This window comes from Nonomuraea marmarensis (assembly GCF_043197025.1).
GTDB lineage: Bacteria > Actinomycetota > Actinomycetes > Streptosporangiales > Streptosporangiaceae > Nonomuraea > Nonomuraea marmarensis.
In genome coordinates, this window is record NZ_JBICRM010000017.1 from 79,555 (window position 1) to 98,188 (window position 18,634).

General features: G+C 69.4%; 16 protein-coding genes. 6 read left to right on the forward strand and 10 right to left on the reverse strand.

Annotated features, from left to right (window positions below):
* Positions 1 to 17 precede the first annotated feature (17 nt).
* Positions 18 to 1,037 carry a glutamine synthetase gene (gene glnII, locus ACFLIM_RS26615; RefSeq protein WP_393169918.1) on the reverse strand — a complete coding sequence of 340 codons (1,020 nt, stop codon included), beginning with the start codon at positions 1,035 to 1,037 and terminating at the stop codon, positions 18 to 20.
* A gap of 251 nt (positions 1,038 to 1,288) precedes the next feature.
* On the opposite strand from glnII, the gene ACFLIM_RS26620 reads away from it, so the two are divergent.
* Positions 1,289 to 2,731, forward strand: coding sequence for an LLM class flavin-dependent oxidoreductase (locus ACFLIM_RS26620; RefSeq protein WP_393169920.1), 1,443 nt, complete (start codon positions 1,289 to 1,291; stop codon positions 2,729 to 2,731).
* Here the strand turns inward: ACFLIM_RS26620 and ACFLIM_RS26625 are convergent.
* The 4 genes from ACFLIM_RS26625 to ACFLIM_RS26640 all read right to left on the reverse strand — a co-directional run bounded on the left by ACFLIM_RS26625 (position 2,728) and on the right by ACFLIM_RS26640 (position 9,040).
* Positions 2,728 to 3,828 (reverse strand): NAD(P)/FAD-dependent oxidoreductase, encoded by a 1,101-nt coding sequence (locus ACFLIM_RS26625; RefSeq protein WP_393169922.1) that lies wholly within the window; start codon positions 3,826 to 3,828, stop codon positions 2,728 to 2,730. The two genes, ACFLIM_RS26620 and ACFLIM_RS26625, sit on opposite strands and share 4 nt — an antisense overlap.
* A 117-nt stretch (positions 3,829 to 3,945) precedes the next feature.
* The gene (locus tag ACFLIM_RS26630; protein ID WP_393169924.1) at positions 3,946 to 5,388 is read right to left on the reverse strand and encodes an MFS transporter; all 1,443 of its coding nucleotides are present in this window, start codon (positions 5,386 to 5,388) and stop codon (positions 3,946 to 3,948) included.
* 27 nt (positions 5,389 to 5,415) lie between these two features.
* Positions 5,416 to 8,352, reverse strand: coding sequence for an AAA family ATPase (locus ACFLIM_RS26635; protein WP_393169926.1), 2,937 nt, complete (start codon positions 8,350 to 8,352; stop codon positions 5,416 to 5,418).
* A gap of 10 nt (positions 8,353 to 8,362) precedes the next feature.
* A complete protein-coding gene (locus ACFLIM_RS26640; RefSeq protein WP_393169928.1) occupies positions 8,363 to 9,040 on the reverse strand; it encodes an LptM family lipoprotein in 678 nt (225 codons plus the stop codon).
* Positions 9,041 to 9,306: 266 nt separating this feature from the next.
* On the opposite strand from ACFLIM_RS26640, the gene ACFLIM_RS26645 reads away from it, so the two are divergent.
* Positions 9,307 to 9,642 (forward strand): carboxymuconolactone decarboxylase family protein, encoded by a 336-nt coding sequence (locus ACFLIM_RS26645; RefSeq protein ID WP_393169930.1) that lies wholly within the window; start codon positions 9,307 to 9,309, stop codon positions 9,640 to 9,642.
* On the opposite strand, the gene ACFLIM_RS26650 is transcribed toward ACFLIM_RS26645, so the two are convergent.
* Positions 9,602 to 10,771, reverse strand: coding sequence for a PQQ-dependent sugar dehydrogenase (locus tag ACFLIM_RS26650; protein ID WP_393169932.1), 1,170 nt, complete (start codon positions 10,769 to 10,771; stop codon positions 9,602 to 9,604). The genes ACFLIM_RS26645 and ACFLIM_RS26650 overlap by 41 nt on opposite strands.
* Before the next feature lie 27 nt (positions 10,772 to 10,798).
* Between ACFLIM_RS26650 and ACFLIM_RS26655 the strand changes: the two genes are divergently transcribed.
* The gene (locus tag ACFLIM_RS26655; RefSeq protein WP_393169934.1) at positions 10,799 to 11,548 is read left to right on the forward strand and encodes an SDR family NAD(P)-dependent oxidoreductase; all 750 of its coding nucleotides are present in this window, start codon (positions 10,799 to 10,801) and stop codon (positions 11,546 to 11,548) included.
* Between the two features lie 104 nt (positions 11,549 to 11,652).
* On the opposite strand, the gene ACFLIM_RS26660 is transcribed toward ACFLIM_RS26655, so the two are convergent.
* Positions 11,653 to 12,864: an ABC transporter ATP-binding protein gene (locus ACFLIM_RS26660; protein WP_393169936.1), complete on the reverse strand. Its 1,212-nt coding sequence runs from the start codon at positions 12,862 to 12,864 to the stop codon at positions 11,653 to 11,655.
* 179 nt (positions 12,865 to 13,043) lie between these two features.
* Between ACFLIM_RS26660 and ACFLIM_RS26665 the strand changes: the two genes are divergently transcribed.
* Positions 13,044 to 14,102 carry a LacI family DNA-binding transcriptional regulator gene (locus tag ACFLIM_RS26665; RefSeq protein WP_393169938.1) on the forward strand — a complete coding sequence of 353 codons (1,059 nt, stop codon included), beginning with the start codon at positions 13,044 to 13,046 and terminating at the stop codon, positions 14,100 to 14,102.
* A 24-nt stretch (positions 14,103 to 14,126) separates the two neighbouring features.
* Here ACFLIM_RS26665 and ACFLIM_RS26670 read toward each other — a convergent pair whose 3' ends face one another.
* Together ACFLIM_RS26670 and ACFLIM_RS26675 are read right to left on the reverse strand one after the other, a co-directional pair.
* Entirely contained in the window at positions 14,127 to 15,260 is a 1,134-nt protein-coding gene (locus ACFLIM_RS26670) for a hypothetical protein (protein ID WP_393169940.1), read from the reverse strand.
* A 96-nt stretch (positions 15,261 to 15,356) separates the two neighbouring features.
* Entirely contained in the window at positions 15,357 to 15,842 is a 486-nt protein-coding gene (locus ACFLIM_RS26675) for a glutathione peroxidase (protein ID WP_393169942.1), read from the reverse strand.
* Between the two features lie 422 nt (positions 15,843 to 16,264).
* Here ACFLIM_RS26675 and ACFLIM_RS26680 point away from each other — a divergent pair, with 422 nt between their 5' ends.
* Positions 16,265 to 16,717, forward strand: a complete 453-nt coding sequence (locus tag ACFLIM_RS26680) for an aggregation-promoting factor C-terminal-like domain-containing protein (RefSeq protein WP_393169944.1) — start codon at positions 16,265 to 16,267, stop codon at positions 16,715 to 16,717.
* A gap of 18 nt (positions 16,718 to 16,735) precedes the next feature.
* Here the strand turns inward: ACFLIM_RS26680 and ACFLIM_RS26685 are convergent, their stop codons facing one another.
* The gene (locus ACFLIM_RS26685) at positions 16,736 to 17,383 is read right to left on the reverse strand and encodes a TetR/AcrR family transcriptional regulator (protein ID WP_393169946.1); all 648 of its coding nucleotides are present in this window, start codon (positions 17,381 to 17,383) and stop codon (positions 16,736 to 16,738) included.
* A gap of 84 nt (positions 17,384 to 17,467) precedes the next feature.
* Between ACFLIM_RS26685 and ACFLIM_RS26690 the strand changes: the two genes are divergently transcribed.
* Positions 17,468 to 18,580 (forward strand): ferritin-like domain-containing protein, encoded by a 1,113-nt coding sequence (locus ACFLIM_RS26690; RefSeq protein ID WP_393169948.1) that lies wholly within the window; start codon positions 17,468 to 17,470, stop codon positions 18,578 to 18,580.
* Positions 18,581 to 18,634 lie beyond the last annotated feature (54 nt).

Consider the following 18,634-nt stretch of genomic DNA (forward strand, 5'->3'; position numbering starts at 1 on the left):
TCGACCAAAGCGAGCGGTCAGACCTGACCGGCCTTCTCCAGGGCCGCGCAGCAGGTGTTCACCAGCAGGCGGGTGACCACGTACGGGTCGACGTTGGCGTTGGGGCGGCGGTCCTCGATGTAGCCCTGCTTCTCCACCTCGACCTGCCACGGAATACGCACGGAGGCGCCCCGGTCGGACACCCCGTAGCTGTACTTGTTCCACGGGGCGGTCTCGTGGGCGCCGGTCAGCCGGCTCTCGATGCCCACGCCGTACTGGGTGATGTGCTCCATCGGCTTGTCGCCCTCGCCGAGCGACTCGCAGGCGGTGATGATGGCGTCGTAGCCCTCACGCATGGCCCTGGTGGAGAAGTTGGTGTGCGCGCCGGCGCCGTTCCAGTCGCCACGGGCGGGCTTGGCGTCGAGCGTGGCCTCCACGCCGAACTCCTCGGCCGTGCGGTAGAGCAGCCAGCGGGCCACCCACATGTGGTCGCCGGTCTCGACCGGGCTGGCCGGGCCGATCTGGAACTCCCACTGGCCCGGCATGACCTCGGCGTTGATGCCGGAGATCTTCAGGCCGGCGGCGAGGCAGCGGTCGAGGTGCAGCTCGACGATCTCGCGGCCGAAGATGGCGTCGGCGCCGACACCGCAGTAGTAGGGGCCCTGCGGGGCCGGGAAACCGCCGTCGGGGAAGCCGAGCGGGCGGCTGCCCTTGAAGAACGTGTATTCCTGCTCGATGCCGAACCACGACTCCTGGGCCTCGTACCGCTCGGCGATCGGGCGCAGCAGCGCGCGCGTGTTGCTGGCGTGCGGGTCGCCGTTGATCTCCTCGACCTCGGACAGGACCAGGACGTTGGCGCCGCCGCGGATCGGGTCGGGGCAGGTGAAGACCGGGCGGAGCACGCGGTCCGACGAGTGGCCCTCGGCCTGGTTGGTGCTGGAGCCGTCGAAGCCCCAGACCGGAGGCTCGACCCCGTCAGCCAGGATCTTCGTCTTCGAGCGCAGCAGAGCGGTGGGCTCGGTGCCGTCGATCCAGATGTACTCAGCCTTGTAGCTCACGTCGGTCCTTTCGGGGATCTTCTCAGGCCACGCCGAGTCTTATGGATGGCCGTTTCCCGGTTTTTGCCCGAATGTGAACGCCGTGTTAATCACGAGGCGTAATGGGGTCAACTTTCCCGCACAGTGCCGTCACCTTCGACGGTGAGCATGACGTTCGGGCCGTCTTCCCCGCAATCCGGGCCGCTCGTAAGACGCCGCCCAGCCGTCCCGGGTCCGGGGCGCCGTGCGACCATCGACTCGGGGGGATTCACATGCACGATCTGTGGTTCGGCGCGTTCCTTTCGCCTGAGGCCGCGGGCCGCGACCGGCTGCTGCGCCACGTCATGCTGGCCGACCGGCTGGGCCTGGACCTGGTCGGCGTCCAGGACCATCCCTACCAGCCGGACTTCCTGGACACCTGGACGCTGCTGTCCGCGATCGCGCAGCGCACCGAGCGCATCCGGCTGGTCCCCGACGTGATCAACCTGCCACTGCGCCCGCCCGCGGTGCTCGCTCGCGCGGCCGCGAGTCTCGACCTCCTCAGCGGCGGCCGGGTCGAGCTCGGGCTGGGCGCGGGCGCGTTCTGGGACGCGATCGCGGCCATGGGCGGGCGCCGGCTCGCGCCGCGGGAGTCGATCGAGGCGCTGGCCGAGGCCATCACGGTGGTGCGGGCGTTGTGGACGCCGGGAGAGCCCGTGGTGTTCGAGGGTACGCACTACCGGCTCGGCGGCGCGCGGCCCGGGCCGTTCCCCGCGCACCCGATCGGCATCTGGATCGGCGCGATCAAGCGCAGGATGCTGGAGCTGACCGGGCGGATGGGCGACGGCTGGTTGTCCTCCTCCTTCTACAGCCCGCCCGAGGCGGTGGCGGCGCAGGCCAAGGTGCTCGACGCGGCGGCCCAGGACGCCGGGCGCGACCCTGCGGAGATCCGCAAGGTCTACAACATCGGCGGCACGTTCTCGCCGCTGCCGGGACCGGGGTTCCTCGACGGTCCCGCCGGGTTGTGGGCCGAGCAGCTCACCGAGCTGGTGTTCGGGGTGGGGATGAGCGGGTTCGTGCTGGCGCCCGGGGTGGAGGCGGAGCGGGATCTGCGCACGTTCGCCGAGGAGGTGGCGCCCGCCGTACGCGAGGCCGTGGCCAAGGAGCGCGGGCGGCCCGCGCCGGTCGAGCGGCCGGTCACCCTCGCGGACCTGGACGAGGCGGGACGGCCGCGGGCGCCCAGGCACGATCCGGCGGCGCTCACGCCGGAGCAGCGGCGGCTCGGGCGGCACCTGGTCGAGGTGCACGACGGCTACCGGCGGGAGCTGCGGCAGGTCCAGGACGCGGTCGACCAGGTGGCGACGGGCGCGCCGCGGTCTGCGCTGGACCGGCTGAGCGTGCGGCAGAACCACTGGACGCTGGGCGGGTTCTGCGCGACGTTCTGCCGGTTGCTGACCGTGCACCACACGGTCCAGGACGAGTCCCTGTTCCCGGCCATCCTGGAGCGCGACTCCACGCTGGCCCCCGTGATCAAGAAGCTGGAGCAGGAGCACGAGGTGATCGCCGAGCTGCTCGCCCGCCTCGACGACGCGTGCGTGGAACTGCTGGCGAACCCGGCGGGGATCGACCAGGTCAGGGCCGGGGCGGAGCGGCTGGCGGCCGTGTTGTCGTCGCATTTCGCGTACGAGGAGGAGGAGCTGGTCGAGCCGATCGGCCGCCTCGACGTACAGGTCTAGGGCGCGAACGCGGCGATCTCCGCCGGGGTCCTGCCGTCCAGGATCGACGTGGCCAGGGCGTCGCCCGTGAGCGGCGCCATCGTCAGCCCTGCCGCGCCGAACCCTGTCACGACGTGCACCCGGGCCGCCCCCGGCAGCGTGCCGACGATCGGCAGGCCGGTCCCGGGCAGCGGCCGCAACCCGACGCGGGTCTCGATGAGCGTCGCCTCGGCCAGCCCGGGCGCGATCCCGAGCGCGTCGGACAGGACCTGCCACTGCCCCTTGGCCGTCACGCGGGCGTCGAAACCGCTGCCCGTCTCGCGGGTGGCCCCGACCGCCACCCTGGAGTCGTCGAACGCGACCAGGTAGTGGTGCGACAGGGGGTTCACGGACGGCCAGCCGCTCGTGTCGACGCCGTCCAGCCGCAGGTGCGTGATCTGCCCGCGCTGCGGCTCGACGGCCAGGCGCACGCCGTACGGTTCGAGCAGCTCGTTCGCCCAGGCACCCGCCGCGACCACGACGTCGTCTGCCTCCAGCACCTGGGAGCCCACCTCGACCTGTGGGGCACCCTGCGGGCGCAGGCGGGCCTGCCCTGACACGGTGACCGCGCCGTAGTGCGCCGCCCCGTTGAGCAACGCGTCGCGCATGGTGCGCCCGTCCACCCGGGCGCCGCCCGAGACGTAGACGCCCTCCAGGTCGGACGCGAGGACCGGCACCAGGGCTCGCACGTCGTCGTTGCCGATGCGCCGGATGGTCCCCACGATGGCGCCGGCCGTGCGGGCGCGGGCCTCGACGCGGGCCTGCGCCTCGGCGAGCCTGGCCGGGTCGGCGCTGACGAGCAGGGCGCCGGTGCGACGGTAGTCGGTACGCTCGACGCCCGCCTCCGCCAGCAGCTCGACGACGCGGGGGTAGTAGGCCGTCCCCGCCGCGTACAGCTCGTAGGCGGGGCCTTCGGCGGTCGAGGCCCAGGGAGAGATGATGCCCGCGCTGGCGGCCGTCGCCTGCCCCGTGAGGGCGGAGTCGACGACCGTGACGGCCGACCCGCGGCGGGCCAGCGCGAAGGCGGCGCTCGCCCCGGCGATGCCGCTGCCGACGACGATGACGTGGTGCTGAGACACGATGCCCTTTCTCGAGCGACGGCGTGGGGGCTCCCTGATCGGGTACCACCAGCGAGGATACGAGAGGGGAGGCGCGCGGGAGCGCCTGGACGTGGAGCACGCCCACGAGGAGCACGATTAAGCCTTCCTGGCGGTCAGCGGCGCCGCGATGTCCTCCAGAGCGGCACGCTCCGCCTTCACCCCGAACACGATCTCCACCACCCCGGCGAAGATCATCATGGCCGCTCCGAAGCAGTAGCCGTAGAACAGCCGCCCCGGATCGGGATGCGCCTGGTCGCCGATGAGCGAGGCGAAGACCGTCGGCCCGAACGCCCCCGCGACCTGCCCGAGCGCGAAGAACAACGAGATGGCCTGGGCCCGCATCTCGATCGGGAAGATCTCGCTGACCGTCAGGTAGGCGGAGCTGGCCGCCGCCGAGGCAATGAAGAAGATCATCGACCACAGGACCGTCTGCGAGGTGGCCGTCAGCAGCCCCTCCTTGAACAACCACCCGGTCACCGCCAGCAGCAGCCCCGACGTGATGAACGTGCCCGCGATCATCTGCCTGCGCCCCACGGTGTCGAACAGGCGCCCCAGGATCAGCGGCCCGAGCAGGTTGCCCGCGGCGAAAGCGAACATGTACTTCGGCACCTCACCGGCCGGAACGCCGTAGAAGTGGGTCAGCACCAGCGCGTACGTGAAGAAGATCGCGTTGTACAGGAACGACTGGCAGATCATCAGCGACGCGCTCAGCACGGACCGCTGCGGATAGGTCCTGAACAAGGTTCTCGCGACCTGGGGCAGCGGCGCGTGGTGCTCGGGGACGACCGTGATGGCCCGCTCGTCGGGCACCGGGCTCAGCGAGATCCGGTCCTCACGCTCGACCGCCTCCTCGATCTCGGCGACGACCCGCTCCGCCTCGGCCTCGCGCCCGTGGGTCACCAGCCAGCGCGGGCTCTCCGGCAGGTGCCTGCGCAGCCGCCAGATGGCCACGCCGATGACCGGGCCGACGACGAACCCCAGCCGCCAGGCCCAGTCGGGGTCCAGCGGCCCGCCCGGGTGCAGCAGCAGGAACGTGGCCGAGGTGGCCAGCAGCGCGCCCAGCCAGTAGGTGCCGTTGACGGCCAGGTCGACGCGGCCCCGGTAGTAGGAGGGGATCATCTCGTCGATGGCCGAGTTGACGGCCGCGTACTCACCGCCGATGCCCGTGCCCGCCACGAACCGCAGCACCAGGAAGCTCCACAGGTCCCACGTCAGCGCGGTCAGGCCGCTGGCCACCAGGTAGACGGCGAGCGTGAGGATGAACAACTTCCGGCGCCCGAGCCGGTCGGACAACCAGCCGAAGTAGAGTGCGCCGACCACCTCGCCGATCAGGTAGACCGTGGCCGACAGGCCCACCTCGGCGGAGCTGAAGCCGAGCGTGTCGGGGCGCTGCAGGAACGCCCCGACGTTGCTGGCGATGGTGATCTCCAGGCCGTCGAGCACCCAGGCGACCCCGAGCGCGATCACCAGCCGGGTGTGGAACGGCGACCACGGCAGGCGATCCATCCTGGCGGGGACCAGGGTGCGTACGAGGCTCATACCTCATGACTGTAGGCGATCAGTCGATCACGCTCCGGTACGACCATCCGCCCCGTTGCCGTCGTAGCCGAGCAGCCGCATGGCCGTGTCCGGGTCCATCGCCGCGGCCAGCAGCTGGGCCCGGGCGTGGGCCTGATCGCGTTCGCGTTCGGCCTTGGCCTGCGCGGCGCGTACCCCCTTGATCGCGACGAACGCCAGCCCGGCGCCCACGATCACCGCCACCACCACGACGAACAGCAGGAGCAGCAGCCCCGGCGAGGCCACCATGGGCGAGCCCGCCGAGTTCGCGCCGTTGCCGCCCGTCCCCGCGCCCGTCACCGCGAGCGCGGCGATGATGGACAGCGCCACGAGCCCGAGCAGGCTGGCGATGACCAGCCAGAGCCGGCCCGCTCTCCTGCGTGGCGGCGCAGCGGGCGGGGTGGGCGCGCTGGCCACGGGAGGCGGCGGCACGGGCACCGGCAACGACGGGGACGCGGGCGCCCACGGCACGAACTCGGGCCGGTCCGGCTGTTCCGCGGACGAAACCGGCACGACCGGAGCCGACGCCAGCTGGATGGCGGATCCGCCGAAGGCGACCGGCTGCAACTCCACCCGCTCCTCCACCTGCTCCTCCACTGGCCCGGGGAGGCCGCGCTCGATGTGGCTGTGCTCCTTGTGCGCCCTGGCCGCGTCCCGGTGGTACTCCTCCAGCTCCTGGTAGAGCTCGTCGGAGGCGTAGATCGTGCCGTCGATGAGCGGCCCCGGCTCGCGGCGGATGATGCCCACCACGTCGTCGCCGTTGAGCGTCTTGTGCGTCTCCAGCGCGTGCGCCAGGCAGAGCACCTCCCTGCGGTGCTCCTGCAGCAGCTGCTCGGTCTTGTCCAGCAGCCGCACGAGGTTGAACTCGATCCGCTCCCCGAGCACGTCGGGGGTCAGGTCGGGCTGGTTCCTGGCCGGCTCCCGCTCGGTGATGCCGATGGCGCCGGGGTCCCGCTTGCGCATGGCCTTGCCGCCCATGATCTCCAGCTCCTGGAGCGCGGGCAGCGAGGTGACGCCGGAACCCATGCCCCAGTACGACTCCATGAGCGCGGTCAGGTACGTGGCCGAGTGCAGGTCCCCGGAGACGCCGGAGGAGTTGTCCTCGCTGAAGAACATGCGCTCGCCCGCCAGCGAGGCCAGCGAGACCATGATGTCGGCCTCGTACTCGGACTTCCACCGGGTGAACTGGTCCTCGGGCTTGATCGAGGCGACCATGCCCAGGTAGTCGGCGCCCTTCTCGATGGTGGCGATGTCGATCTCGAGGTGGAAGCGGGTCACGTACGCCACGACGGCGTGGCAGGCCTCGTGCACCGCCACGGCGTGCCGCTCGCGCTCGATGTACTCGACGTCCTCGGGCGGGCCGAGCTGCTTGAGCCGCTTGGCCCGCAGCACGTCCGACCAGGTGATGATCTCGCGCCCGTCCCTGATGGCGGTGATCAGCGACTCGTTGACCAGGTCCTTGATCGTGGCGCCGGTGGCGTACGGGGTGATCGTGGCCAGCTTGTCGATCTGCTGCTCGGTCAGCTCGTGCCACACCTTGTCGAAGTAGCCCTGGTACGTGCGCACCCGTCCGACCTTGGACGGGTAGCCGACCTTGTAGATGCGGTCGATGCGGCCGGGCCGCAGCAGCGCCTCGTCCAGCGCGTCCGGCCGGTTCGTGGCCATCATGACGAGGATGCGGTATTTGGGCGGCGGCTTGGGCCGCATCCCGAGCAGCCTGCGTACGAGCCGGTTGAAGAACCCGCGCGGTTTCTTCAGCCCGGACAGCTCGGTGAGCAGCGCCTGCAGCGTGCCGGGGTCGCCGCTGCCGTTCATGCCGCCGCCCATGAAGAAGCGGTTGCGCCGGCCAGGCTCGTCCTCTGCCTGGCGCCCGGCACGAAAGGCCAGCACCTGGCGGGTCTCTTCGGACAGGTAGTTCACGCCGTGGCAGCCGGTGTGCTCGGCGAAGCCGCCGCCCTGTCCGGGCGGGCCTTGCTGGGCGAGGCGGCCGCGCTTGCCGAGCGAGTCGGCCTCGTCGAAGAAGACGATCACTCCGCCGTACCTGAGTGCCAGCTTGCGCAGCTTCCTGAACAGCGACTTGACCTTCAGGATGCCGATGCCCATGAACATGTTCGTGAACGCACCCGGATCCACGAACACATATGGCTTGCCGGTCTCACCGGCGACGGCCTCGGCCATGAGGGTCTTGCCGGTTCCCGGCGGGCCCCACAGGAGCAGGCCGCTGGGGACGTACCCGCCGCGCTTCTCGATCTCGTCGGGCCGCTCCAGGAAGACGATGTTCTCCTGCACGCGCTCTACTACGTGGTCCTGCCCCCACACGTCGCGGAAGCGGGTCTTGATGTCGTCGGGGAAGTACGTCTCGACGCCGCCCCTGGACAGGAACCAGAACAGGCCCACGAACTGGATGATGACCACGAAGAACAGGAAGACGATCTGGATCAGGAACGGCATCGCCTGCCAGATGAGCGCCGGCGCCTGCATCAGCGCCACGAACGGGCTGACGTCCAGCACCGCGCCCAGCACCAGGGCGATCAGCACGACGAAGAAGGTGACCTTGAGCGCCCGCGAGAGGCGGTATCTCGTCCAGTCGTCGAAGCGGCGGTGCGTCCAGCGCTCGAAGCCGCCGAAGACCCGCTGGCTCCAGAAGCGGTGGTAGGCCGACCAGTGCTCGCTGACGAAGAAGTGCAGCTGCCGCAGGATCTCCAGGCCGAGCAGCCAGAAGATCCACTGGTACGCCTGCGCGATCACCAGCGCGGCCTCGGGGAACGTGACGATGCCCTGATAGTCGGCCATCACCTTCCACGTGAGGATGAGGTAGGCCGCCACCAGGGCGATGAGAAATTTGCTCCGATCCCAGAACTGCATCTTCTTCCTGGTCACGGCTTCGGGGTCGGTGGGCCCGCTGCCGGGGGCGCGCAGCCCTTCATGATGAATGGTCGTGGTCAATGGTGCTCCCTCATCCAGGCAGCCGGAGCAGCTTGAAAGAATTCGCGATCTTGTCGAACTCCGCGGCGCGCTTCCTGAAACAGACCGACTGGCAGCCGATGAGCATGACGGAGACCGTCCCGCCCTTCTCGTCGAGGATGGCGGTGTGGTCGAACGTCTGGACGTCGTTGCCGATCTGGTAGTTGAAGCGCACGTGCACTCCCCGGGCTCCGTCGTCCAGGACCAGAACCTCATCGCTGATGGGTTCGAAGCGGTTGAACATCGGCGGCTGGCCTGTCGCCATCGCCTGTTGCAGGTAGAGCTGGCGCATCTGTTCTGTCACCGGCAGGACGAAGTCGCGCAGCCTGTTGAGTGAGATCGTGTCCCGCTGCTCCTCGGTGAGCTGGTGCACGGTGGCGTACACGAACGGATCAGCGGAGCCGAGCAGGTGGTTGACCGACGGTTCCGTGGACTGGTCGAAGGCCGTCGACCAGACCCGCTGCGCCCGCAGCAGCGCCGACTGCGAGTTCGGGTGGTCGCCGGACAGGTACAGCTCGATGGGGTACGCGTTGAGCTGCGTGAACGAGGCGGGCACCCTGAAGTACGTGGTGCCTGCCTTGTCACGTACGTAGGTGAACTCCGGCTGCCCGCACGCTGACAGCATGAAGACCGCGACCATGAGCGCGATCAAAGCCCGTGTCTTTTTCACCAGGGCTTACCTCCGCTTTACGGACCAACGGTTGTTGTTGTGCCCGCTTTCAGGGGGAATGAGCCCGATGCACTATGAGAAATCTTGACCAAATCTTGGCCGTACATTGGCTTTACTTGTTACAGATCAAAAAATCCGCATGCCTGTCCGGCGGCTTACCTCAGGTAGCGGGGGTCGGCACCTACAACGTTCATGCAACCCCCATTGGTTCAACTCAGGAAGTAGCGAAAGATATGAGGATCCCTTCCGACACCCCGGAGCCCGCGATGACAGAACCCGCAATGGAGACCGTCGACTCCTTCGGCATGACGGCCGAGCGCCAGTTCGCCGACGTCTGGTCGAGGACGGTCCTGTCGATCAGGGAGCGCCGGCTGCTCCTGCTCGGGCTGCTCGTCGGCCAGGGACTCGACGAGATGACGGAGGTCCAGATCGACGCCGCCCTGCGCACCGGGAACCTTTCCGAGGGCGAGTTGCGCGAGGTGGTGGTCTTCCTGTCCCACTACGCCGGCTGGGCCCGCGGCGCCAAGCTGAACGACCAGGTGGAGGAGCTGATCGGACGGGTCAGCCAGACTCGATCCGGTAGAGCGGACCCTGCAGGCTGAGCGCGTAGAGCTCCCCGTCGTGCCCCTCGCCGAACGAGGAGAGCTGGTCGACCTTGCCGACCTCGGCCGCGCTCTCCAACTCGTCGACGGACCCCGCCTTGATCCACCCGGCGCAGAAGTCTCCGTACATGAACTGCCCCTGCAACCAGGGGATCTTCTTGCCCCGGTAGACGAATCCGGCGATCACGGAGCAGTTGCCGCCTTCGTTCAGCGGATAGGCGATCACCGGATCGACCATCTCCCGCCCCTTCGCCCCCCGGTAGCGCTCCTTGCCCTCGCGCACGTTCCACCCGTAGTTCTCGCCGCCCTCGGAGCCCGCGGGCTGGTAGTCGACCTCCTCCCACGCGTTCTGCCCGACGTCGCCGATCCACAGGTCGCCGGTGTCGCGGTCGAAGCCGAACCGCCAGGGGTTACGCAGCCCGTAGGCCCAGATCTCGCCCTTCGCGCCCTCCTTGCCGACGAACGGGTTGTCGTCGGGCACCTTGTACGGCCGGCCGCCGCGCGGATCGATGCGCAGGATCTTGCCCAGCAGCGTGCCCAGGTTCTGGCCGTTGCCCTCGGGGTCGCCCGCGCTGCCGCCGTCGCCGAGCGCGATGTAGAGGTAGCCGTCGGGGCCGAAGGCGAGCTGGCCGCCGTTGTGGTTGGCGTACGGCTGGTCCTGGGTGAGCACGTCGCGCCTGCCCGTCGCCTGGTCGCCGTCGAAGGCCCACTCGGTGACGTGCGTGTCGCCCTGCGCGTCGGTCCAGTCGAGGTAGACCCAGCGGCCGGAGGGGTGGAACGCGACGCCGAGCAGCCCCTGCTCGTTGCCGCCGCTCACCTCGCCGGACAGGTCGATCACCGTGTCGCCGTCGGAGGTGCGTAACCTGCCGGTCTGCTCGGCGACGTAGAGCCGGTCGTCCCCCTTGCGCACGGCGAACGCCACCGGCTGCGCCAGCCTGGCGATCTCCGTGAACCGCAGCTCACCACGCTCCGCGGGCTGCGTCTGGGGCGTCTGTGCGGGCGAGGCCGCCTTCTCCCCCTCCATCCCCGTCTTCGTGGGAGAAGGGGCGGACGGCGCGGGAGCCGAACAGGCGGCGAGGAGCGCCAGGAGGAGAAGTGTCACTGCCACGACGAGGCGCACGCCGTTCATCCTGCCATGGAACGTTAGGGTTCAGGCATGCCTACCGCATTGATCACAGGCGCGACCTCCGGCCTGGGCGCCGCCTTCGCCCGGCGCCTGGCCGCCGACGCGTATTCGCTCGTCCTGGTGTCACGGGACGAGCTCAGGCTCGCCCAGGTCGCCGACCAGCTCAAGCTCAGGTACGGCGTGAGCGTCGAGGTGCTGCCCGCCGATCTGGCGACCGACGACGGGCTGGCCAGGGTCGAGTCCAGGCTCCGCGACGGCGTCGACCTGCTGGTGAACAACGCCGGGTTCGGGCACCCCGGCCGGTTCCCCGAGGTGCCGGTCGAGGAGGAGGTGCGCATGCTCAAGGTGCACTGCGAGGCCGTGCTCAGGCTGACGCTGGCCGTGCTCCCGGGGATGAAGGAGCGCGACGGGGGCGCGGTGATCAACGTGTCGTCGATGGCGGCGTTCTACACCCGGGGCACCTACAGCGCGTCCAAGGCGTGGGTGCTCAACTTCAGCGAGTCGGCCGCGAGCGAGGTGGGCAACCCGCGCATCAAGATCATGGCGCTGTGCCCCGGTTTCGTGCGGACCGAGTTCCACCAGCGGGCCGCGATGGACACCTCGGGCATTCCCGGGTTCCTCTGGCTCAAGGCCGACGCCGTGGTGCGGGCGGCGATGCGTGATCTGGCCGTGGGTAAGCGCGTGTCGATCCCCGGCCTGCGCTACAAGGCCATCGTGGCGCTCAGCCGGCTCATCCCGCGGAGCGTGCAGGCCCGCGTGTCGGCCAGGATCGGGCGCTGAGGCCGTACCGGAAAAGGAACGGGCCCCCACCGCGGGAGGGGGTCGCGGTGGGGGCCCGAGCGGCCGTGAGCGAGCTCGACGGCCGGGACCAGTGCAGACTTCTTCTAGCGGTTGGCCTCGTGGCCGATGGCCAGGCCGGACGCGGGGTCGAAGAAGTGCAGGTTGTGCGTGTCCAGGACCAGGTCGATGCTCTGGCCGGGGCGGACGTGGCTGCGGGCGTTGACCCGGGCGGTCCACAGGGACTTGTCGCCCACCAGCGGCAGCGCGGCCTCCTCGTCGTCACCCGTGTCGGCGGCGGCGACGGTGTCCTTGTGCTCGACGGGCGGGGCGTCGATGAGGAACAGCACGTTGATCTCGGAGCCCAGCTCCTCGGTGACCTCCGCCTTGACGGGCAGCGTGGCCCAGCCGTTGGCGTGGGTGCCGGCGGAGGTGGCGTCCTCGAAGTCCGACGGGCGGATGCCGAGGATGATCTTCTTGCCGATGTACTGGTCGAGGCCCGGCTTGTCGGAGAAGGTCGAGTCGGGGATCGGCAGCTTGACGTCGGCGAAGGTGACGGCGGCGCCGCTGTCGCGGACGAGCTCGGCGGTGACGAAGTTCATCGAGGGCGAGCCCATGAAGCCGGCCACGAACAGGTTGACCGGCTTGTCGAACAGGTTCTGCGGGGTGTCGACCTGCTGCAGCAGGCCGTCGCGCAACACGCAGACCCGGTCGCCGAGGGTCATGGCCTCGACCTGGTCGTGAGTGACGTACACGGTGGTGACGCCGAGGCGCTCGTGCAGGGTGTTGAGCGAGGCGCGCATGGAGACACGGAGCTTGGCGTCCAGGTTGGACAGCGGCTCGTCCATGAGGAATGCCTGCGGCTCACGCACGATGGCGCGGCCCATGGCGACGCGCTGGCGCTGACCACCGGACAGGGCGGCGGGCTTGCGCTTCAGGTAGGTGTCCAGGCCGAGCATCTTGGCGGCCTCGCCGACGCGCTTCTGGATCTCCGGCTTGGGCATCTTGCGGAGCTTGAGGCCGAACGCGAGGTTCTCCTCGACGGTCATGTGGGGATAGAGCGCGTAGTTCTGGAAGACCATCGCGATGTCGCGGTCCTTGGGCGGCAGATGGTTGACCACCTTCTCGCCGATGGAGATCTCGCCGCCGCTGATGTCCTCGAGGCCCGCGATCATCCGGAGCGCGGTCGACTTACCGCAACCGGACGGGCCGACCAGCACCATGAACTCCCCATCCTTGATCTCAAGGTTGAGCCCGTTCACGGCCTTCACGCCACCGGCGTAGACCTTGTCGACGTTCGTCAGAACGATGGATGCCATGACATTCCTTCGCGCTCCAGGGCGGTAGCCCGGACGTTGTTACCGTGTCCCCACTTACGTGGATACGTTTTCAAGCATCTCACCCGAAACGGACATCGGTGTCAAGGGTTGCCGTGTGACCAGCCGTTGTGGGCGCGGGAGTCTTCCCGTTTTCCCGGAACCATGATGGAATCGTTTCCATGGACAGGCGGGCGACGATCAAGGATGTGGCCGAGGCGGCCGGCGTGGGCGTCGCCACCGTGTCCCGGGTGTTGTCGGGCGGCTCGGCCAGCCCGCACACCAGGGAACGCGTCCTGGCCGTCGCCGCCCAGCTCGACTACCGCCCCAGCGCCCTGGGCCGCAACCTGCGCCAGCGCCGCACGGGCGGCATCGGCCTGCTCGTCCCCGACCTGACCGACACCTTCTACGGCCAGCTGTCGGAAGGCGTCCTGGCCTGCGCCCGCTCGGCCGGCGAGCCGGTCATGCTCGGCTCGACCGGCGGCGACCCGGAGCAGGAGGCCGACCTCATCGGCATGCTCCTCGAACAGAGCGTAGACCGCCTGATAGCCGTCCCGTCGGGAGACGCGGAAACCTGGAGCCCGGCGATCCGCGCGGGCATGACGGTCGTCTTCGCCGACCGCCTCCCCGCCCTGTCGCTCCAGGAGGACCCGGGGGTGGCCGCCGTCAAGGACCTCCTGCTCCTGGACGGCCTCTCCCCCGCTCCCCAGACCCGCCCGCTGGACGTCCCGGCCGTGGTGGCGGATGACAGGGCAGGCATCCGTACGGCGGTCCGCTACCTTCGCGGCCTGGGCCACAGGCGCATCGCCTTCCTCGGCGGCCCGGGCCAGGACCGGCGGGTGGCCGCCTTCCGGGAGGCGGTGGGCGCGCCGGTGGACGAGGAACTGGTCGTGTTCGGCACCGGCAGCCGCGACTCCGCGTACGCCGCCGCTTCGGGCCTCTTCCAGAGCCGCCCGGACCTGTCGGCGGTGGTGGCCGGGGGCAACGTCCTGGGCGAGGCGGCGGTGCTGGCGGCCAGGGAGCTGGACCTGCGGGTGCCGAGGGACGTGTCGCTGGTGATGTACGACGACGTCCCCTGGGCCGAGCTGTGCGCGCCGCCCCTGACGGTGATCGCCCAGCCTGGCCGCGACATGGGCTACCGGGCGGCGGAGCTGGTGTTGCGCGCGGGCACCAGGAAACCCCGCAGCGTGATCCTGCCCACCGAACTCATCATCAGAGGCAGCTGCGGCCCCCACCGCTAGGAGGCCGGGGCTCGGGAGTAGCCGTCAGCGGACCCCCGGCCCCGTGTAGCGGCGGGGCAGGATCATGACCGGGTTGTCGTCGAGGATCACGTCCGGCGGCCCGAACTGCGCCGCCACCTCCCTGATCTCCGGCTCGTCGAGCATCAGCAGCCGGCCGCGTTCGATGAACAACTCGTCGTCCACCAGCACCGTCGGCCGGTCGACCTGGCAGTCGCAGTGCGCGAAGCCGGGCCCCGTCTTGTCGGGGATGCCGTCGGTCAGGCCGTCGATGCCGCAGTAGAAGGCCCCTGCGTGCTTCTCCCGCTCGAACTGGGTCCCGCCCGCGACCCGCACCTTCGGGTTCAGCCCGATCAGGCCGTGCCGCAGGTAGAAGCCGCCGGGCGCGTACCGCCTCAGCTGCTCGGCGGCCCTCCCGCCCTCGATCTTGCGGACCAGGTTGCCCTCGAAGGTGAGGCGCAGGGACTCCTCCGGCACGCCGGTGACCGTGCTGTCCTCGACCATGATGACGCCCTCGGTGTCGGTCGGCCAGAAGTTGGCGCCCCCGTACGGGAACGGCCGCCAGTCGCCGGGGCGCAACGCGCCGGGATCGGGGTCGAACGCCATCCCGGAGAACGTCACGTCGGTCCCCCGCGCCGACGTCACCCGGATCGTCCGGGCCGCCGACAACTGCCGCAGCGCGCGGCGCAGCAGCGCGTAGAAGACCTTGGCGGGCAGGCGCCCTCCGGTGAGCAGCGCGCCGGCCGTGGCGGTCATATGCAGGGACAGGAAACGGGACGAACGGGACTTGATCTGGTCGAAGAACAGCGGCGCCGTGTGCACCTCGCCCCACCAGGTGCCGCTGATCACCACGTCGGCCTCACGGAACGCGGCCGTCTCGATGTCGAGCGACGCCTCTTTGTCCCACCCACCAGGACTGAACGGCGCCACGGAGAGGATCCGGACCTCCGCGTCCTGGAACGCCGCCGCCGCCGCGATGGCCTGCACGACGACCGGGTCGACGGTGTGCTCCATGAGCAGCAACACCCGCTCGCCGGGGGTCAGCCGCACGTAGTCGCACAGGTTGCGGACGCCGGGCATCAACTCGACGATCGAGTACGGCGCCGAGGACGGCTCGGTGACGTAGCTGAACGGCGATGCTGCGTACGGATTGATCGTCATTACGAGCTCCCTGCGGACAATCAGGCCAAGGTCCGGGGATTACATACCGCAATCAGACGATTACTACACGCCGCAGAGCCGCGCAGGGTGCTTCGGCTAAAGGAGTTTTTCGATGGCTGAGGTGATCGCGGGGTCCTCCGGGGTGGTGCGGGGGCGGAAGCGGGCCACGATCGTGCCCTCCCGGTCCACCAGGAACTTCTCGAAGTTCCACTGGATGTCCCCGGCCTCCCCCTGGGCGTCCGGGGTTTGGGTGAGCTGCTCGTAGAGGGGGTGCCGGGTCGGGCCGTTGACGTCGGTCTTCTCCAGGAGGGGGAAGTCCACGCCGTACGTCGTCGCGCAGAACTGCTGGATCTCCTCCGCCGTCCCCGGTTCCTGGCCGCCGAACTGGTTGCAGGGCACGCCGATCACCGTGAAGCCGCGGGCGCCGTACTGCTGCTGGAGGTCCACCAGGGCGGTGTACTGCGGGGTCAGGCCGCATCTCGATGCCACGTTCACGATCAGGACGGCCTTGTCGGCGGCCAGATCCGCGAGCGTCGTGGGGGTGTCCTCAAGGGTGCGCAGTGGGATGTCGCTGAGGGTCATGGGACTGACCCTACAGAACGAGTCAGGGCCTTCGGCAAAGCAGCGGTGTCGCGCGTTGGCGCTCGTCCAATCCCACCATTGGCACTGAGCCAAACCCCAGGCTCACCTGCTTTTTCCGGCAAGCCGCCCCCATATACCCGGCGGACCGGGCAATCCCGGCCCAGCGAGAGGGCCTTTTATCCGCAACGATCACACAAACACCTGTCCTTCGCGTGTCGAGATGTATGACCCGCGGTGACGGAGCGTAATAGGAATCGTGCTAGAGGACACGTCGCGGAGCCCTCCGGGCCGCCCAGCACGATCGGGCGGTGCAGGATCCCGGAGGGCCGCGCGGACCCTCCACGTCCGAGCCACGGACGCGGACCGGCAGGGCGCCGGACGAAGTGCGCCTGTCCGCACGCGACCCGACAGCGAGGATCGATTTGGACAGCAAACGCGCGCTAAGCGGCACGCTCATCTCCGTCACCGCGTTCACCGCGCTCGGCACCGCCACGGCCTGGGCAGAAGGCCCTCCCGTGGTCAGGACAAGGACGTGGACGACGTCCGCCCAGCCCAAGATCACGGTGGCCACGCCTAACAGGAACAAGAAGATCGCGCTGGGCCAGGTCGTCCAGCGGGCCTGGAACTATCAGGAATTCCGCTGCCTGGACAACCTGTGGACCAGGGAGAGCAACTGGAACCATCGCGCGCTCAACCGTTCGTCGGGCGCGTACGGCATCCCGCAGGCGCTGCCCGCGGGCAAGATGCGCGGCGCGGGCCGCGACTGGAAGTCCAACCCGGAGACGCAGATCCGGTGGGGCCTGGCTTATATCAAGGGGAGGTACGGTAGGCCGTGCGGCGCCTGGGGGCACTGGAGATCGCACAATTGGTACTAGAACCGGGGCACCCGCGGCTCACCGGGTGCCCTCCTTACGCCCCGAATGCACCGCGATGGCCTGGATCAGCAGCTCGACCCCGAAGTCGAACTCGGCCTCGTGGTCGCACTGGTTCAGCAGCGGCGCCAGCGAGCTGACCTCGGGGAACAACGCCGGATCGACCCCCTCGGCCCTGATCGTCCTGGTCTGCACCGGCGCGAACGCGGGCGTCACCCCGACCTCCCGCAGCAGCGAGCCCACGATGAACGCGATGAACATCCGCAACATCCTGACCGCGTCCGCCCCGTCGAACCCGGCGCTGCGCAGCGTGGCCAGCGCGCGCTCGACCGGCAGCAGCCCGGCGGTGGAGTGGAGCTGGCGGCTGACCACGAGCATGGTGGAGCGCGGGTGGTCGTGCGCGATCTGCCGGAACGCCCGCGCCTGCACGCGCACCCGGTCGGTCCAGTGCGCGCCGGGGTCGTCGGTGAACTCGATCTCGCTCAGCACCGCCTCGGCCACCCCGTTGAGCAGGGCGTCCTTGTTGGGCACGTGGTTGTAGAGGGACATCACGCCGACGCCCAGCTCGGCCGCGATGCGCCGCATGGAGACCGCGTCGGCGCCCTCGCGCTCGATGAGGTCGATGGCCGCGGCGACGATGCGGCCTCGGGAGAGCGGCTCGGTGGGCATAGCTCATTCTATTGACTGACGTACGCCGTACGTGCAGTCTCGAAGGTGGACGTACGGTGTACGTAGTCTCCCCCCGGAGGTCCCATGTCGACGCACGATCTCTACACCATTCCCACCGAGCTCTCCACCTGGGACGTCGAGATGTCCGGCGCCAGCCGGTTCACCTGGGAGTACGACGACGGCAGAGATCGCATGCTGGCGTTGTACCAAAAGGGCAAGGACAAGCAGTGGGACTCGACCAAGCGGATCGACTGGGACCTCGACGTCGATCCGTACAACGTGCTCGGGGTCCCCGACCAGACCATCGCCATCTACGGCACCCCGCTCTGGGACCGGATGAGCGAGGAAACCCGCAAGGACGTCCGGCTGCACGGCGCGGCCTGGCAGTTCTCCCAGTTCCTGCACGGCGAGCAGGGCGCGATGATCTGCTCGGCCAAGATCGTGGAGTCGGTCCCCGATCTCGACTCGAAGTTCTACGCGGCCACGCAGACGATGGACGAGGCCCGGCACGCCGAGACCTACGCCCGGTTCCTGCAGGAGAAGGTCGGCCTGGCGTACCCGATCAACGAGCACCTCAAGGCGCTGCTCGACAGCACGCTGAGCGACTCCCGCTGGGACATGCCGTACCTGGGCATGCAGGTCCTCATCGAGGGGCTGGCGCTGGCGGCGTTCGGGGTGATGCGCGACATCACGACCAAGCCGCTGCCCAAGCAGATCCTCGCGTACGTGATGCAGGACGAGGCCAGGCACGTCGCGTTCGGGCGCATGGCGCTGCGCGACTACTACCGGAACCTGTCGGAGACGGAGCTGCGCGAGCGCGAGGACTTCGTCATCGAGGGCTGCTATCTCATGCGCGACCGGCTGCGCGGCCGGGAGACCTGGGAGAACCTGGGCCTGTCGAAGTCCGAGGTCGAGGAGGCCATGCAGGCCACCGACCAGTCGGATTACCTGAAGCTGTTCAGGTCGCTGCTGTTCAGCCGGATCGTGCCGTGCGTGAAGGACATCGGGTTGTGGAGCCCGCGGCTGCAGCAGGCGTACGCGGAGATGGGCGTGCTGGAGATGGCGGGCCAGTCGCTGGACGCGCTGATGAGGCAGGACGAGGAGATCGCCGACAAGATCGACGAGGCGCGCTTCGCCGAGGAGGAGGCCGAGCGGCACGCCGAGGTGGCCGGCACGATCGCCCTCGGCGGCTCCTGACCGAACGGGAGCACACACCGTCGCTCGTTTCGGCAGACTACGGGTAGGCCCGTT

Excerpts from the sequence above, each read along its gene's own strand:
- ACFLIM_RS26675 (WP_393169942.1), bottom strand. The coding sequence starts at position 15,842 with ATGACCCTCAGCGACATCCCACTGCGCACCCTTGAGGACACCCCCACG.
- ACFLIM_RS26630 (WP_393169924.1), bottom strand. The coding sequence starts at position 5,388 with ATGAGCCTCGTACGCACCCTGGTCCCCGCCAGGATGGATCGCCTGCCG.
- ACFLIM_RS26660 (WP_393169936.1), bottom strand. The coding sequence starts at position 12,864 with ATGGCATCCATCGTTCTGACGAACGTCGACAAGGTCTACGCCGGTGGC.
- ACFLIM_RS26690 (WP_393169948.1), top strand. The coding sequence starts at position 17,468 with ATGTCGACGCACGATCTCTACACCATTCCCACCGAGCTCTCCACCTGG.
- ACFLIM_RS26655 (WP_393169934.1), top strand. The coding sequence starts at position 10,799 with ATGCCTACCGCATTGATCACAGGCGCGACCTCCGGCCTGGGCGCCGCC.
- ACFLIM_RS26670 (WP_393169940.1), bottom strand. The coding sequence starts at position 15,260 with ATGACGATCAATCCGTACGCAGCATCGCCGTTCAGCTACGTCACCGAG.
- ACFLIM_RS26685 (WP_393169946.1), bottom strand. The coding sequence starts at position 17,383 with ATGCCCACCGAGCCGCTCTCCCGAGGCCGCATCGTCGCCGCGGCCATC.
- ACFLIM_RS26650 (WP_393169932.1), bottom strand. The coding sequence starts at position 10,771 with ATGAACGGCGTGCGCCTCGTCGTGGCAGTGACACTTCTCCTCCTGGCG.
- ACFLIM_RS26645 (WP_393169930.1), top strand. The coding sequence starts at position 9,307 with ATGACAGAACCCGCAATGGAGACCGTCGACTCCTTCGGCATGACGGCC.
- ACFLIM_RS26620 (WP_393169920.1), top strand. The coding sequence starts at position 1,289 with ATGCACGATCTGTGGTTCGGCGCGTTCCTTTCGCCTGAGGCCGCGGGC.
- ACFLIM_RS26665 (WP_393169938.1), top strand. The coding sequence starts at position 13,044 with ATGGACAGGCGGGCGACGATCAAGGATGTGGCCGAGGCGGCCGGCGTG.